Source organism: Rhodococcus huquni (genome assembly GCF_055231055.1).
Window position 1 is genome coordinate 542,072 of sequence record NZ_JBUYWE010000001.1, and the last position, 16,261, is coordinate 558,332.

A 16,261-nucleotide genomic window follows, 5' to 3' on the forward strand; every position below is an offset into this window, starting at 1 on the left:
GACTGCTAGTTGACATAATGTAGATTATCGGCACTTTATCCACCTGGGTGGTTACCGTAGTTTCGCGCCATTCCGCGCATCCCTACCTACACAGACCACATTCGCTCTACACGTGCTCCGGTCGCCGGGTTCGACTGCCGTCCCGCTCTGTTTTCACCGGGAACCTGCCGTCGTGGACACGTGGCGACGCGGGTGTGACGAATTGATGTTTCCGCGAATTCGGACGATCGGCCGCCCGCTGACCAAACGCCGAATAATATGCAGCATCATGCATGACTGGGTGCGATGAAGCCCAGTGGATCGATCTATAGGTCCACCCTCCTCCACCCAGCCACTCTCACCCATTACGTCACAGTGACGTAATGGGTGAGGCAGACCGGCTTGAACATTGTGCGTACCGATGCAACCGACCCGGGCACAGTGTCCATCTGGGGATCTTCGCAGTCGATAGCTCACGAAACTCGGTGCCGCTCTGGCGGCACGACTTGCCTTCGGAGAATCTTGCCGGTCGGCCCCTTGGGAAGGCTCGGGACAAACCAAACCTGCCGTGGGTACTTGTACGCGGCGAGCCGTTCCCGAACAAATTCGACGATCTCATCTGGGTCGGCATGCATTCCGTGTTTGAGTGAAACAGCCGCGCCAACCTGCTCTCCGAGATGCACGTGCTGAATGCCTACGACGGCAGCCTCGGCAACAGCTGGATGTTCGTAGAGAACCTCTTCGACTTCACGTGGGTATACGTTATATCCACCCCTGATGATGATGTCCTTCTTACGGTCAACGATCGTGTAGTAGCCGTCGCCGTCGCGCGTCGCGATGTCCCCTGTGCGGAACCAGCCATCATGGATGGCTTCATTCGTGGCCGCCGGCCTCCCCCAGTAACCTTTCATCACGTTTTCGCCGCGGATTTCAATTTCTCCAGCCTGATCAGTCGCGACGATCTCATCGTCTCCGTCCACCAGACGCAACTCACATCCGCGCACAGGCAGGCCAATAGTGCCTGGTTTGCGGAGGTGGCCAGGTCGATTGAAACATGCTATTGGTGCGGTCTCCGAAAGGCCATATCCTTCATATATCTCGCATTGAAACTTATCTTCGAATGCGTTCAGGACCTCGACGGGCATCGGCGCCCCACCGACTATGCAGCACCGAAGCTGGGACATATCCACCGAGTCCGAACCGGGTGAGTTTAGAATGGCCGAGTACATGGTCGGGACACCCTCGAGGACCGTAACTCCATCTCGCACCAGCACGTGCAAAGCGACGTCCGGATCAAATTTCGGAATCAACGTCAGCAGCGCACCTGATTTCACGGCAGCATTCAGACCGCAGGTCAAGCCGAACACATGGAAGAGCGGTAAGCATCCGAGAATGACGTCTCGGGAGTCTGTTTGGATAAGCGTATCGACAGTTGTCGAAGCGTTGCTCGAAATATTCGCGTGTGTGAGCTCTGCTCCCTTCGGGCTTCCTGTCGTTCCAGAGGTATAGAGCAGAACCGCGGTATCGTCACCACTGCGCGCCACGGGCTCTTCAATTGCATTGCCGAGTAGATCTGCGGAATTCGGGCCACGGTCGTCGACCAGGAGCGCTGGAATTTTCTTTGCCAACGCGGCCTCCGCAACCAGCTCACTTCGGGATTGCGATCCATAAACAAGAGCCATCCCGGAGTCTTCCAGGTAGTACTCAATTTCACGAGCCTTGAGCTGGGGATTGATAGGGACAGCCACCGCGCCAGCCATCACGATTCCGTAGAACACGACCGGGAAAGCAAGGACGTTCGGAATTACGATGCCGACTCGATCGCCGGGTCGAATACCTCGTGATTGGAGATCGCCGCCCACTGCCGCCGCGGATCGATGAAACTCTGAATAATCTAATGTCGTCCCGTCGTGCCGAATCGCCGGCCGGGCGCCTAGATGCCGAGCAGTCTCGACGAGACCCATTGCAAGATTTGATGACATCGAATCGACTCTTCCTGGTTTGGCGCAACGCCGGGAGGCAGAAGCGCCATCGCTTGGAGATGTGACCAGGCCCCTCGCATACGACTCGAGAGTGCCCCACGCGCAGGTGCAGCTTCATGTACCTGCATGCCAGTTACGCAACTCTACAATAGACACACTGTCGAGACACGTCAACGGTTAGTGCGTTTCGTGTAGTGGGCCGAGCCACTTCGTGGCGGCCAGTCGTTTCATGGCGCCGACATCGGTTGCGTTCGCACGTTTCAAGAGTCGCGCGTGAGCGCCACGGGTCATAACGGCGTTGCGGTGGAAATCGGATTCCGAATACCGATTTCCCCACAGTTTACGGTTGATAGTTCTATACATCCGAAATATCGGACGTCGTGATCACAGGCGCCACTCGGACATTGCGGGTTATTGTCTTGCTGAATTAATCACAATTCGCCAGGACATTAATCAATACGGGCCGTTGATGCGTTTCGCCTCCGCGAGTATGCCCTCTAGCTATACCTGCAGGTCGAACTAGACTAGTCTGTAGGCATGGCAACTTCGTTCACCAACGGCCTCAACAAGTCTGAGCCCCGCGCTGGTAGGCGCAACCTCAAGGGAGACATGCGCGAGCAAGCAATCCTCGAGGGGGCCTATGAAATTCTACGCACCGAGCCTTTGAGAAACGTTTCGATTGACGACCTTGCCAAGAGGGCAGGACTGTCGCGTTCTTCGTTCTACTTCTATTTTGAATCCAAATGGCAGGTCCTTTCGGCACTTCTCTCGAGCGTGACAGCAGATGTTTTCACTGCGTCTGCAATGATTTTCGAGCGCCCTCCGGGGATTCCACCAGAGGCTGCAATCGAGCACGCAGTTTCCGAGGTGATCGTGGTCTGGGAGCGGCATGGACACATCCTGCGGGAGGTCGGTGATGCGGCAGCAGCGGAACCGTCTTTGCAGGCGCAGTGGGACAAGATATTGGGTCGTTTCATCGATGCCGCGGCTGCTGCAATCGAGCGTGACAGGGCTGCGGGTCTCGCGCTGAATGGGCCCCCGGCTCGTTCCCTGGCGGCAGCGCTCATGTGGATGGGTGAACGAAACTTGGGACTGATGAGCATGCGAAGCGAAAACGCAATTCGTACCGAAGATATGGTTGAGACAGTCACGACCGTGTGGCTCAGAACGGTATTCGGCTTAGAATGGAGTGGCAGCCGTTCCACGAACAGCTAGTTCGGAGGTATATCGAGAGATAGGCGAACGGGATTCAAAGGAAACCCGCCCGCCTATCCCCTTTCGACCATCGAATACTGTTGTCGGTGAAGCCACGGTTCGGGACGGCCCAGCTTCCTCTGTTGCTACCTATCGGCTACTGTGACTGATCCGCTGCCATCTTCGCCATGTTCAGTCCCGGAATCAACCTGTGGCCACCGTCGACGTGCATCTCGAGTCCGGTCGTCCAACGAGACTCGTCGGAAGCCAGCCACAGTACCGCTTCGCTCATAGCTCGCGGTGGCAACAATCCGACATCGCGAAGGGCGGACCAGTACTTGGCACCTTCCAGGTCTTCTTTGACACCTTGCCCGGGTCCCTTACCTGAACAGAGATCATATCCGCCTTGCCAGTCGAGGGCTGGAGTGTCAGTCGGTCCTGGAAGCAAAATATTGACGCGGATTCCGTCACCACCGAACTCGAGCGCGGCACTCTTTGCCAACCCGATAACGCCATGCTTGGACGCGACGTAATGGGCGTAGTGGGGCGACCCCTCCACTCCGTTCCCGGAAGAGGTAACGACAATCGAGCCGCCACCCCGTTCCTGCATGGCCGGTGTCACTGCCTTCAGGGTGCGCCACACCCCGGTGATATTGACGTCCAGAACGGCGGTGAACTCTTCTTCAGGGATCTCGTGGAAGGAGTGCACTGTCCAGATTCCCGCGTTGGCGACGGCAACATCGAGGCCGCCAAACGCCTTGACCCCCTCGGCGACCAGATTATCGAGCGACGACTGCTTCCGGACGTCTCCCTCGTGTGCAATGATTCGCCGCCCGAGCGCTTCGACCTCTTTGACCGTGATCTGGAGATCATCAGACGAGCCAGTGGCGTATGGGAGGCCGCTGTCCGGCGGGCAGTCGATTGCCAGGATGTCAGCGCCCTCCTCAGCGAGCCGGATGGCGTGAGCCCTGCCCATTCCACGTGCCGCTCCCGTTACCAGGGCGACCTTTCCGTCCATTCGTTTCATTGTTTTCCCTTTCTGAGGTCGGTAGATCGAAAGTTGTAGCCCCGCGAACTTGCTTGGGCCTACGTCTTACGCCGCGTTTCAGCAGCTGAATTGTGTGCGCATGCTGGCGTGATGAGCTGTAGGAGGACGTCGATTCCAGGGGGCTCGACCCATATGTGGTCAGAGTCGCCGATGGGAATCGGAGCTTCGATCGGCTCTGGTCGGCCGGGCCCGCGAATGGTGCATCCAGCCAGATCGACCTCGCCTCCGCCATTGGTGAAGCGCAGTGCGATGTGGTCGAGCCGTGCTGAGGTAGACCCCAACTCGCGATCGAGAACGGCTGGGTCGTCGATCGTGTACAGCTCGATCTTGGCGGAGGCTATTGCCAGGAATGTCGCACGGATTGCGAGTGACTGCGCCTCGAAAGTGTGCGAAACATGTACGTGGAGTCTGCGTTGCCACTGCGTGGTGGCGAGCTCCAGGTCACGTACGAGTATCCCGACATGATCCAACTGCGGCGCTGTTCCCAGGGGCGTGGATTCGGGAGGCAAGGAAATGGAAGGTGAGTGACTATTCATCGCTACTGATGCCCCGCGGCGACGAAATGTGGAGACACACCAGTCTTCGGCTCGGTCCAACGCTGGGTGACTACTTTGGCTTTGGTGTAGAAGCGATATGCGTCGTAGTTGAGCCCGTCGTCACCGAACCGGGAGTCACCCCAACCCCCGAATCCGAACCACGATATCGGTACCGGAATGGGAACGTTGATTCCGACGCTACCTGCCTGGACACTGTGGGCGAATCGTCGACCAGCAGCTCCACTTGCGGTAAAGATCGTCGCACCGTTGCCATATGGGCTGGCGTTCACTATCCGTAGCGCTTCGTCGAGATCATCGACGCGGACTACGCTCAGGATCGGACCAAACACTTCCTGCTTGTAGAGGTCGCTATCGGCTGTCACGTTGTCGACGAGGCTCGGACCGATGAAGTAGCCAGCCTCCGAGGTGACGCTGACACGACCATCCACAACGATGTTTGCACCTTGGCCAGGCGCCTTCTCCAGCGCACCTTTGATTCGGTCGATGGCGACTTCAGAGATGAGCGGGCCCATGTCGGAGCCTTCCAAATTTCCCGGCCCTGTGGTGAAGGCACTGGCGCGTTGTGCAGTCCTGGATACCAACTCATCCGCGATCTCTCCGACCGCTACTGCGACGGGCACGGCCATGCATCGTTGGCCGGCTGCGCCGTACGCCGCCGATGCCAGTGCATCCGCCGCGGCATCCAGATCGGCATCGGGCATGACGACCATGTGGTTGTTCGCTCCACCTAACGCCTGGACCTTTTTGCCGGCATCAGCCGATCGGCGGTAGATCTCGCGCGCAACTGGAGTAGAGCCGACGAAGGATACCGCCGACACGTCAGGATGGTCGATCAGCGCGTTCACCGCCTCGGCGCCACCATGCACGACGTTGAAAACGCCCTCGGGAAGCCCAGCTTCAGCAAGCAATTCTGCCAGCCGTACCGAGGCGGACGGCACCCTCTCGCTGGGCTTCAGCACGAACGAATTGCCGCAGGCGATCGCGGCCGCGAACATGGACACTGGGACCATGACCGGGAAGTTGAACGGGGTGATTCCGGCACACACCCCAAGGGCCTGACGGAACGAGTAAGTATCGACTCCTCGGGAGATCTGTTCTGAGTACTCACCTTTGAGGTGCTGCACTACCGAAACTGCAACCTCGACAGCTTCGACAGATCGGGCGACCTCGCCTCTCGCGTCGACAAGAGTCTTCCCCTGCTCCGAGGTGATGATCGACGCAAGCTCCTCACTGTGGTCGAGCATCAATGCGCGGAAGCGGTGAAGAGTCGTCGCACGGGCGGGGGCCGGGGTCGAAGCCCAAGCCCCCGCAGCGCTTCGGGCGCTCAGCACAGCCGTGTCGACTGTCTCAGCGCCCCCCAACTCGACAGAATGCAGTACGTGACCCGTGGCTGGATCAACGACCTCCGACCTCCGCCCGCTAGCCGAGCTGTAGGGGGCACCAGCGATCCAGTGCGGAACAGTTGCAAGATGGACATCGTTTGTAATCACAGAGACTCCATGGGTGGTCACGAAGAAGCGAGTTGAATATTCATTGGCCGGTCAAGCTTTGGCATCCCGGGGGTGGGGCAACTCCGGAAACATCTCCAATCCGTAGTTCGTCTTGAGATTTTCGACTTCTGCAGCAAGCTGCTCCGGAGTGCGCAGTTCGCGATCGCGTGCCTCGTAGAAGTACTTGTCGATGCCGCCGCCGGGCTCGAATCCCCCGCTGTCCACTCCCGGTACGAAAACTACGAGAATCCTCGCCTCTTCTCCGACCACCTCGTAGGTATGCCGCTGGTCCTTGCGGCCCCAGACAAATTGCCCGGCGCCGGCGTTGTAGGAGCCGGATTCGGTGTGGATCTTGATCTCACCGTCCATCACGAAGAAACCTTCCTCTTCGCGGTGATGAATGTGCCAGACCGGCTCGGTTCCGCGGACCCAGTTGGTTTCGATGATGATCAGCCGGCCATCGGTCGTTTCGCCGGTCGCATGAATCCAGAAATCAACACCAGTCATGAAGTCGCCGGTCATGTTGAAGTGCACATCGCTTCGGTGGGAGACGTAACTCTCGCCGTCTCGGTTCGTCGATGGCTGAATCTGATCGACAGCAGATTTCGTGGCCATGAGGGCCCCTTTCGTTGTTGCCGCTTGGATGATGAACGGCTTGGACATTTATGAGACTAGACTCACAGTCGATGGTCGTCAACAGTGCGTCGAGTTTATGAAACCAGCAGGACAGCAGCTTTCGACGTTCCGGCCGAGGCGTATGCCACGCCGCCGGGTCCCTCAGACCCAACTGCCCGTTGACTATGGTCGACACCGAGTGCACTGTTGGGATTCCGGCGTACGACCCGTCTCGAACAGGGATTGCACGCACCTATCAGCACTGCGAAGGAGACAACCGATGAGTCAGCTACGCGTGGTTGCCGCAACAACAAGTCATCTCGGTCGGTCATGAGTAATCTGCATCCTCAAGTACTCGAGTTGTTGGCGTCCCTCTCAGGGAATCCCCCGGCTCAGCCCTGGGAGGTCCCCATCGGGGAGTACAGGTCAGCCAGCGAAAAGCTGATCCGATTGGCGGGTGAACCCAACCCGCATTGCGAGGTCACCGACATGGAGATTCCGCTTTCAGGGCGGGTTCTGAGGGCCCGCAGCTATTACCCCAAAGGCGGCACCGGGGCGGTGCCGTGTGTCGTGTACTTCCACGGCGGTGGATTTGTCAGGGGCGGACTGGAGTCTCATGACCGCCTGTGCCGCGAATTGAGCGCTCGGGGCACCCTCTGTGTGATCTCCGTGGCGTATCGCCTCGCTCCCGAGAACCTATATCCCAGCGCTCACGACGATGCGGCCGACGCATTTTGCTGGGTGGCCGATCACGTCGATGAGCTGAGAATTGACGGCGAGGCGCTGGCAGTAGCTGGGGACTCGTCAGGGGGGATGCTGGCGGCGGCGACGGCAGCGAAGTTGGGTGCGCGACCGGATGGCGCATCAGTAAAGGCGCAGGGGCTCTTGTGCCCAGTCCTGGATCCGACACTGAGTGGCGACTCCGCGAGCCGCTACGAGTTCGCACCGCTACTGTCACGCGCGGGGCTCGAATGGTGTATCGATCAGTATGTGCCCGACCTCCACATGCGGGCGTCGTCAGAAGTCTCGCCGTTTTTCGGCACGAATCTGAATGGCGTCCCGCCCGCGGTGATGGTCAGCGCAGAGATTGACCCAGCATCGGATGACGCGAGCCGCTATTCATCCAGATTGGACACCTCGGGTGTGGTGTCGGTCTACCGGCAGTATGCGGGCATGCCCCACAGCTTCTTTCTTCTCGCCGGCGTTGTGGATGATGGCAGACGGGCGATTACTGGATTCGCGGAAGAATTGGCTAGCTTGCTGCGCTAGCTCGAGCCTGGCTGAGCGAAAACGGGCCAGGGCGTTGCCACGTCAACTGAGCAAACGGGCCGCACATCAACGTGATGTGCGGCCCGCAGGTTCGAATCCGATCCTGTCAATTCTGGGCGACGCGAAAGACCTGGAACTCGATGGTAGGTCCCGGTGTAATTCGTCCTTGTCCCACAAAGATCGTCTGGTTGACCCAGGCGTATCTATCGTCCCCACACTCGAGGCGAGGAGTGGTGACAAAGTAATGGTCGCCAAAATTCGTGCTCGAGTCCCCGCCTGTCAGGGCAGCTGCAGCAGCTTCGGTTACCTCAACCAGTCCCTGGTAGCTCATGTAGATGACTGCACCGTCGTTGGTGTTGAACTGAGCGCGCACATCGAGTCGCCCGAATCCATCATCACCAGCCAGAAGCCAGTCACCGCCACCGAGGGCCGCGCTACCGCTCAATCGATCGCCCGTCACCGTGCCGCCAGTGACAGGAAGGACCTGCCGGACGCCGTACGGACCGGCGCCGACAATCTGTGGCTCGGCAAGTTCTGCGGTGTACGAGAATTCCGAGATCAGCTTCATTTGTTTGCCCCTATGCCTGCAGCTGCCATCACCTGGGACATGCCCTCAGCAATGACGTCGACCCCGAACGCGTCCACGACGATATTCGGATCGAAATACTCACGAATCAGAGTCACCTTGCCGTCGCTGATTCTCATGTGCGTGCAGTACGTGTTCGCATACACGTTTCCGTTCTGCTCCACAGTCGCTTCGCCGTGCAACTCCAGCACGAACAGCTCGGGGTCGGTCGTATCATGCACAACCAGCGAGTCGATCTTCAGATCTGGCACGGACTTGAAGAACCAGTCGACGAAGTGACCGATGAGGTCGCGACCGGGGACCGACTTCGCGAGCGGCTCAGGAGCGAATGGCATCTCCCAAACAGCGTCCGCGGCGAACCAACCTTTCCATGCCTCCAACTCGGCCCCGGTAGGTGGACCCGCATCGAGGTCGCTCCAAAAGCTCTCCACTACTTTGCGATTCTTCGCTTGTGTACTCACAGTCGCCTCCTTGGCGGGCTCTGACGACTGAGATGACAGCCGCCATAGTTTCAGAGAATGCCCGCTCCGTTGGCAATAGTCAACAGTGTGTCGACAGCGTCTGGCTACGGGCAGCAGAGGAAGAAACGTGTAATCGACAGACCGTTGACTATGTTCGACTGTGAGTCTAGTCTCAGCATCACCAAGCCGGTGAGCGGCTGGACAGCGTGCCCCGCGAAGGCCGCAATCGGACGGTTTCGCGCACCCCTTAAGGAGATGCTATGAGTACCTTGACAAACCGGGTCTACCGATTGCGGAGTCGCCCGAAAGGGGAAGTGACTGCCGACAACCTGGAATGGATGGAAGAACCAGTCCCCGATATCCGCGAAGGACAGGCCCTGATTCGGACTCACTACCTGTCGGTCGATCCCACGAATCGTGTGTGGATGAGCGCGATGCGCTCCTATATCCCTCCGGTCGAACTGGACGCGGTAATGCGCGGAGCAGGGGTGGGGCAGGTAGTGGCCAGTCGTCGTGACGATCTGGCCGTCGGGTCGTTCGTTGTGGGGCTGACCGGTTGGCAGGACTACTGCATAGCCGATACGGCGCGTGACGACATGTCGTTCACCGTCTTGCCTGATCCGCTGCCGGCCCCTCTTCCCGCCTTCGTCGGCGTCCTGGGCCACACGGGAATATCGGCGTACCTGGGCATAGAATTTGCCGACCCTGGGCCGGGAGAGACTGTCTTCGTATCCGCCGCGGCCGGAGCAGTGGGATCAATTGCCGGTCAGCTTGCAAAGCAGCGAGGTGCGCGCGTAGTCGGTATCGCTGGTGGCACCGAAAAATGTCTCTACCTTGTAGAAGAGCTGGGTTTCGACGCGTGCATCGATCGACACGCCGAAGACTGGAAAGAGCAACTCGACGACGCCACTCCTGACGGTATTGACGTGGACTTCGAGAATGTCGGCGGCGAGATCATGGACCATGTTCTCGGCCGCTTGAACATCGGTGCACGAATCACGCTCTGTGGGTTGATTTCCGAGTACAACGAATACAATGGAGACAACGCCCAGCGCGGACTACGCAATATCAGTCAGATACTCATGCAACGAGCAATATTGCGAGGGTTTATCGTTTTCGACCATGTGGACCGGTACGGAGAGATCATTGGTCAGCTGTCAGAGAATTTGACGGCCGGCGCTCTTCGCTCCGAAGAGACGGTAGTCGACGGGCTCGAAAATGCGCGACATACCCTCAATAGCAGTCTTGCCGGCGAAAACAGAGGCAAAGTCGTAGTCAAGGTGATCACCGACTAGCCGGCACCAACCGTTATTGGCCGAAAGTTCAGTCGATTCCGCCATCTTCGACTCGCCGAGGCCACGCTTGCGCGCAGTGGGGCGTCAGGATGAAACTATCCTCCCCTACTGCCGGTGCGCGCACCCCTGGTCGTTTCGTCACGGTGACGTGCCGGCTCGGCGAAGGCAAGGACTCACCACCCGAGGAGCTACATGAATGTCGCCTCCACAAAGAGCAAGAAGGTCATCGACGCCCTCCTGGCGCATGGCGGCGGTACGTACGCGAACGAAGCCGGTGTGGCATTGACGAACAAACCGGCGCCGCTGTTTCGCCTGCTGATGCTGAGCCTTCTTTTCAGCAATCCGATCTCCGCAGACATCGCAGTCGACGCTGCTCGAGAACTTCGCCACTCAGGTATGTCGAGCGCACCGACCATGGAACGCGCAGACCGCGCAAATGTCATTGCAGCGCTCGGCCGTGCGCACTACGTACGTTATGACGAGAGTACCGCCACTCGCCTACGCGAACTCGCCGAACGAGTCGAACATGTGTACGCAGGCGATCTGCGCCGGTTGGCCGACTGCACACACCACTCCGTCCCCGAAGCGAAACGTCTGCTCGAGGAATTCAACGGAATCGGCCCCACCGGAGCGGACATCTTCTTACGGGAAGTACAGGCCGTATGGCCTTGGGTGCGGCCGTTTTTCGACAGCCGCGCTTTGAAGTCGGCACGCAGTCTCGGTCTGCCGGACGAGGTGAACGAACTCGCCGGGCAGGTGTCTCCCGACCGCCTTGCCGAACTGTCCGCGGCACTGGTGCGGACATCTCTGGACAAGCAGCTCCGCGCCGCCGTGGAGAGCGAACTGAGCTGATCGACGGGCCAGATTGGCGCGAGCGCCACCTGGGTACACGAGGCTGCCTGACCCCTGGAGAAGGAGGACCTCATGACGTCGACCAGCATCCAACCGATGAGCGGAACCGGACCGGATTCGGAACCCTTCGAGTCCATCAACCCGTATACCGGTGAGGCTGTGGCCGAATTCCCCTACTTGGACCTCGAGCAACTCTCCGGCGTCGTGGATCGAGCACACGAGGCGTTCGACGAGTGGCGGCAGGTCGAGGTGGCGGAGCGGGCTCGCGCCGTATCCCGTGCGGCAGAAGTACTGCGTGAGCGTAAGGACGAATTCGCCTCCCTCATCACCCGAGAGATGGGCAAACTCGTTGCCGAGAGCGAATTCGAGGTCGACCTTGCCGCGAGCATTCTCGAGTACTACGGACAGAACGGTCCGAACTTCCTGAAGCCCACCGACATCGATGTCGACAGTGGCGCCGCCCAGATCGTCAACGAGCCACTCGGGGTGTTGTTGGGTGTCGAGCCGTGGAACTTTCCGCTGTATCAGGTGGTGCGTTTGGCCGCACCCAACCTGATCGTCGGCAACACCATTCTGCTGAAACATGCCAAGTTGTGTGCCGCAACGGCCGCACAGTTGGAGACGGTTTTCCACGAAGCCGGTGTGCCCGAAGGTGTCTACACCAACATCTTCTTGCGCACGAGCGATGTCGAGCGGGTGATCGAGCACCGTGCGGTGCAGGGTGTCGCGCTGACCGGAAGCGAGAAGGCAGGATCCTCCGTGGCGTCGCTCGCCGGCAAGCACCTCAAGAAGTGCATTCTCGAACTCGGTGGAAGTGATCCGTTCGTGGTCTTGGCAGATGCCGACGTCGACAAAGCCGTGGACGCTGCGGTATCCGGACGAATGGGCAACACCGGCCAGAGCTGCGTCGCGTCCAAGCGATTCATAGTGCCGGACAATCTTTTCGACGAGTTCGTGTCCAAGATGGGCGATCGCTTGAGCGCACTCCAGCACGGCGATCCCCTGGACCGGGAGACGACGCTCGGTCCCTTGTCGTCCGAGCAGGCAGCACAGGACCTGCAGGAACAGATCGACGACGCGGTCCAAAAGGGAGCGAACGTGGTCACCGGCGGCGGTCGCCCTCAGGAACGTGGACCGAACGGTAAGGGCGCCTTCGTCGACGCCACCGTCCTCACCGGTATCACGCCGGAGATGCGCGCATACTCGGAAGAACTGTTCGGTCCTGTCGCGGCGGTGTATCGCGTGGCCGATGTCGACGAGGCGGTCGCGCTGGCGAACGCCACCATCTACGGTCTGGGCGGCACCGTGTTCGGCGCTGACGAGACGCGAGCGCGTGAAGTCGCCGATCGAATCGACAGCGGCATGGTGTGGATCAACGAACCTACGGGTACACGCCCGGACCTCCCCTTCGGTGGCGTGAAGAATTCCGGCTTCGGGCGTGAGCTCTCCCATCTGGGCATGTTCGAGTTCGTCAATCGGAAGCTGGTCCGATCGGTCACCGCCTGACGTCGTCGACGCGGTTGCCGGGATCGATCGGTTCTTCGGTCGATTCCGGCGGGTGTCGAACCGGGCAGTGCTGCGTCGCGGTCGTCTAGGCTGATCGAACGGGTCGACCGAACGTCGCACCTAGACCTGCCCGTCGCGTACCCGATAGCGGAAAGCAGACGCCGATGAATGTTTCACCAATCGCATGGGGCGTCACGATCGTCGTGATCCTCGCCCTGTTGGCCTTCGACTACTTCTTTCACGTACGCAAGGCACACGTACCCACACTTCGGGAAGCGACGATCTGGTCGTCGTTCTACGTCGGTCTCGCTGTGGTGTTCGGGCTGGTGGTTCTGATATTCGGCGGCAGCGATATGGGATCGGAGTACTTCGCCGGATATGTCACGGAGAAGGCGCTGTCGGTCGACAATCTGTTCGTATTTCTGATCATCATGTCGAGCTTCAAGGTCCCCCGCGAGGACCAGCAGAAGGTCTTGCTGTTCGGCATCGTGTTCGCGTTGATTGCGCGTACCGGATTCATCTTCATGGGCGCCGCTCTGATCAACAGCTTTGCGTGGGTCTTCTACCTCTTCGGTCTGGTTCTGCTGGTGACAGCCGGGAACATGCTGCGTCCGGAGAAGGAGGACTCGCACTCCGCCGACAACTTCATCATCCGAATCGCAAAGAAGTTCTTCCACACCACGGACTACTTCGACGGCGACAAGCTGTTCACCGTCGAGAACGGCAAGCGCGCACTCACACCCATGCTTCTGGTCATGGTCGCGATCGGCGGAACGGATCTCCTTTTCGCGCTCGATTCCATTCCGGCAATCTTCGGACTGACCCAGAACGTGTTCATCGTGTTCACCGCGACGGCGTTCTCACTGATGGGTCTCCGCCAGCTGTACTTCCTACTCGATGGACTCCTCGACCGGCTCATCTACCTGTCGTTCGGCTTGGCAGCCATCCTCGGCTTCATCGGCGTGAAGCTGATTCTCCACGCCCTTCACGAGAACAACCTTCCGTTCGTGAACGATGGCGAGCCCATCCACGTCGTCGAAGTCAGCACCGCTCTCTCCCTCATCGTGATCATCGGCATCCTGATCGTCACCGTGATCGCCTCGCTGGTCAGCCCGGCTGGCAAGGCCCAGTCCGCGATCTCGGGTGCGCGGCGCCACGCGACCAATTACGTCGACCTCGGCTACACGGCCGACACCGCCGAACGTGAACGCATCTACGGGGCGCTACGCAAGGAAGAAGAGCAGATCAAGGCCCTCGGCCCGAAATACCGTCAGAAGGCTCGCGAACAGGAGGAGCTGATGGATCTCGTCAGGAAGGCTCACGCCCAGCACGATTCGTACATGAACGGTGGGACCGCTTCTCAACAGTCGTGATGGGCGTGCAGCGCCCGCAGCCGCGAACGAAGGGATCTCGAGAGCTGCCTCTCCCCTCGCTTGGAGGAAAGTCGACCCGGGCCGTGTACCGCCATCGAATGCCCGGTGAGGACGTACGAGGCTCCGCTCGTCTGACCGGCAGCGGGCGAGCCTGCAAGGAACGCAATGGTTTCGCATGCCGCCGCATCCGAGACACCGGGGCCGAGCACGACCGAATTCACGGCAATACCCGCCTCACCCAGTTCGACGGCCAGGATGCCGGTCAGGGCACTGATCTCCAGACTGCCGGGGACGACGTGTACCACTCGGCCCCCGAGCCCGCTGTCTGCCATGTGCCGAATCGCCGGCTGTAGGCATCGCAGAACGTGGTCGATCTCGGAAGAGAGCCCTGCGAAACCCGTGGCCCGTAGCCTGAGATTCTCACCGGCCCCGGGATTTCGCGGCAGGGTGATCAGCACGTCGAACGTTGCGACCGTGGCCGCGATCGCGTGTACTTCTGCGGATCGTGCGGCCCGCCGCACGTCCATCCCCGATCTTCCGAGTGCGTTGACCGTCTCGTGACAGATCCCTGATTCGGGGCCGGTCACGATCGCAGTTTCCGAGCGGCGCATGCAAAGGGGAATACCCGTGGGCCCGAAATACCAAACCGGCGGCCGAACCTGAGTGGTTCGGCCGCCGGTCAGTCGATCAGAAGATCAGCAGTTCGACGGTGCCGGCACTCCCCTGAACCGCGCATCGAGGTAGTTCAGCGCATCCGGAAGCCCGAGCACTGCGGAAGACAGGTGATCCGGGCTGGGGAACAACTCCTGCTGCACGGTCACTCCCGCATCGCAGTAACGCTGGATGGTGTTGTCGATGGAGTCCACGGGAATGAGAACGTCGGTAGGACTGTGCCATTCGAAGATCGGCGCCTTGGGGACCCCGGGGTAGAGCTCGACGCTGTTCTCGTCGAGAACCGACCAGGCTTCCTTCGACGTCATCATGTCCGTGGTCGTGGAAATCTGCTGGGCACTCTTACCCGCACCGGCTGCGAGCAGACCGTTGGTGCATTCGTTGGCAACCTTGTTGCGCAACTGCATGCCTTCTTCGTTCAACTGCTCACTGATCGGAAGACGCTCGGGGTACTCGCGCTCGAGTCCGATCGCAGCCGCCAACGCGAGACCGAAAGCGGGATGGGGCTGCAGGCCGAGACCGTTCGCCATCTTGCCGATGTTCATGGGGACGCCGCCCTCGGCGACACCGACGATGTTCAGTTCGGGTGCATATTCCGGGGCCAGAGCGGCTGCCCACGCAGACGCCATTCCGCCACCCGAGTATCCGGCCATCGCGACCGGGCTCTTCGCCAGAGCGAGCTCCGGAACCCGCTGCGCGGCACGGATGCCGTCGAGGGTGATCACTCCGCCGAGCTTGGCGGCGCCGTACGCACTGTTCGGTCCCAGGTGGTCCGGAAGTGCAACGGTCCATCCACGCTGCAGAGCGACATTCAGTGCCGGTGCCTCGCGGATCACCAGGTCCGGGTCGCTGGAGTACAAGGTCCGTGACGGTGCGCATCGCGGCCCGAGCGCATTGATGATGTGCTGGTACGACAACAACGGTCCGTCGACCGGCCGGTTACGCGGAACGAGCACCGTAGTGGTCGCTGCGATGGGCTCGTTCTGTGAGTTGTTCGAACGGAACTTCACCTGCCACACGGCGGTGTCCGGGAACGCCGGGATCGGGGGCATCGGCCGAACCCCGATGGGATCGCCCGGCGCGCGGTCTGCTGCAGCCGGAGTCTGTGCGTAGAACGGGTCCGAATCCGCTACCGGGTAGATCGGTGCTGCGCCGGCGGTGCCGCCTCCCAGCGCGACCGAGCCTGCCACCAAGGCCGTACAAAGTGCGGCCATGGTGAACCGCCGGGATACAGAGCGAATCATTCGCCCCCCTCATTTCTCAAGTCGATGTCCTGTCGAACCGAAAGTTGGTGCACCGACGGCGCACTCACCCGTAGGCGGCGCGAGCCGCCTACATCCCCGAGTTGCGAAGTCTATCCCCAACCGGCGACAAAGCGGTAC

At 60.2% G+C, this 16,261-nt stretch carries 14 protein-coding genes; 6 read left to right on the plus strand and 8 right to left on the minus strand.

The annotated features are described in order from the left end of the window. Nucleotides 1-452: 452 nt before the first annotated feature. A complete protein-coding gene (locus ACZI8R_RS02605) occupies nucleotides 453-1,961 on the minus strand; it encodes a long-chain-fatty-acid--CoA ligase (RefSeq protein WP_463377983.1) in 1,509 nt (502 codons plus the stop codon). Nucleotides 1,962-2,498: 537 nt separating this feature from the next. Between ACZI8R_RS02605 and ACZI8R_RS02610 the strand changes: the two genes are divergently transcribed. Next, entirely contained in the window at nucleotides 2,499-3,176 is a 678-nt protein-coding gene (locus ACZI8R_RS02610) for a TetR/AcrR family transcriptional regulator (RefSeq protein ID WP_463377984.1), read from the plus strand. Between the two features lie 136 nt (nucleotides 3,177-3,312). Here the strand turns inward: ACZI8R_RS02610 and ACZI8R_RS02615 are convergent, their stop codons facing one another. From ACZI8R_RS02615 to ACZI8R_RS02625, 3 genes are all read right to left on the minus strand, one after another. Further along, on the minus strand, nucleotides 3,313-4,182 hold the full coding sequence (locus ACZI8R_RS02615; protein WP_463377985.1) for a mycofactocin-coupled SDR family oxidoreductase: 870 nt from the start codon (nucleotides 4,180-4,182) through the stop codon (nucleotides 3,313-3,315). Nucleotides 4,183-4,741: 559 nt separating this feature from the next. Then, entirely contained in the window at nucleotides 4,742-6,247 is a 1,506-nt protein-coding gene (locus tag ACZI8R_RS02620) for a CoA-acylating methylmalonate-semialdehyde dehydrogenase (protein ID WP_463378204.1), read from the minus strand. Nucleotides 6,248-6,301: 54 nt separating this feature from the next. Continuing rightward, a complete protein-coding gene (locus ACZI8R_RS02625; protein ID WP_463377986.1) occupies nucleotides 6,302-6,913 on the minus strand; it encodes a cupin domain-containing protein in 612 nt (203 codons plus the stop codon). A gap of 441 nt (nucleotides 6,914-7,354) precedes the next feature. On the opposite strand from ACZI8R_RS02625, the gene ACZI8R_RS02630 reads away from it, so the two are divergent. Beyond that, a complete protein-coding gene (locus ACZI8R_RS02630) occupies nucleotides 7,355-8,134 on the plus strand; it encodes an alpha/beta hydrolase (protein ID WP_463377987.1) in 780 nt (259 codons plus the stop codon). Nucleotides 8,135-8,240: 106 nt separating this feature from the next. Here ACZI8R_RS02630 and ACZI8R_RS02635 read toward each other — a convergent pair whose 3' ends face one another. After that, nucleotides 8,241-8,702: a DUF3237 domain-containing protein gene (locus ACZI8R_RS02635; RefSeq protein WP_463377988.1), complete on the minus strand. Its 462-nt coding sequence runs from the start codon at nucleotides 8,700-8,702 to the stop codon at nucleotides 8,241-8,243. After that, a complete protein-coding gene (locus tag ACZI8R_RS02640) occupies nucleotides 8,699-9,181 on the minus strand; it encodes a nuclear transport factor 2 family protein (RefSeq protein ID WP_463377989.1) in 483 nt (160 codons plus the stop codon). Before ACZI8R_RS02640 ends, ACZI8R_RS02635 begins: the two co-directional genes overlap by 4 nt. 260 nt (nucleotides 9,182-9,441) lie before the next feature. Here ACZI8R_RS02640 and ACZI8R_RS02645 point away from each other — a divergent pair, with 260 nt between their 5' ends. The 4 genes from ACZI8R_RS02645 (at nucleotide 9,442) to ACZI8R_RS02660 (ending at nucleotide 14,207) form a co-directional block, all read left to right on the plus strand. Continuing rightward, nucleotides 9,442-10,476 carry an NADP-dependent oxidoreductase gene (locus ACZI8R_RS02645; protein ID WP_463377990.1) on the plus strand — a complete coding sequence of 345 codons (1,035 nt, stop codon included), beginning with the start codon at nucleotides 9,442-9,444 and terminating at the stop codon, nucleotides 10,474-10,476. A gap of 192 nt (nucleotides 10,477-10,668) precedes the next feature. Next, nucleotides 10,669-11,328, plus strand: coding sequence for an endonuclease (locus ACZI8R_RS02650; protein ID WP_463377991.1), 660 nt, complete (start codon nucleotides 10,669-10,671; stop codon nucleotides 11,326-11,328). 72 nt (nucleotides 11,329-11,400) lie between these two features. Continuing rightward, nucleotides 11,401-12,834, plus strand: a complete 1,434-nt coding sequence (locus ACZI8R_RS02655; RefSeq protein WP_463377992.1) for an NAD-dependent succinate-semialdehyde dehydrogenase — start codon at nucleotides 11,401-11,403, stop codon at nucleotides 12,832-12,834. Nucleotides 12,835-12,998: 164 nt separating this feature from the next. Continuing rightward, nucleotides 12,999-14,207: a TerC family protein gene (locus tag ACZI8R_RS02660; protein ID WP_463377993.1), complete on the plus strand. Its 1,209-nt coding sequence runs from the start codon at nucleotides 12,999-13,001 to the stop codon at nucleotides 14,205-14,207. Here the strand turns inward: ACZI8R_RS02660 and ACZI8R_RS02665 are convergent. Together ACZI8R_RS02665 and ACZI8R_RS02670 are read right to left on the minus strand one after the other, a co-directional pair. Continuing rightward, nucleotides 14,195-14,818: an SDR family oxidoreductase gene (locus ACZI8R_RS02665; protein WP_463377994.1), complete on the minus strand. Its 624-nt coding sequence runs from the start codon at nucleotides 14,816-14,818 to the stop codon at nucleotides 14,195-14,197. The two genes, ACZI8R_RS02660 and ACZI8R_RS02665, sit on opposite strands and share 13 nt — an antisense overlap. An 84-nt stretch (nucleotides 14,819-14,902) precedes the next feature. Then, entirely contained in the window at nucleotides 14,903-16,123 is a 1,221-nt protein-coding gene (locus ACZI8R_RS02670) for a lipase family protein (RefSeq protein WP_463377995.1), read from the minus strand. Nucleotides 16,124-16,261: the final 138 nt, after the last annotated feature.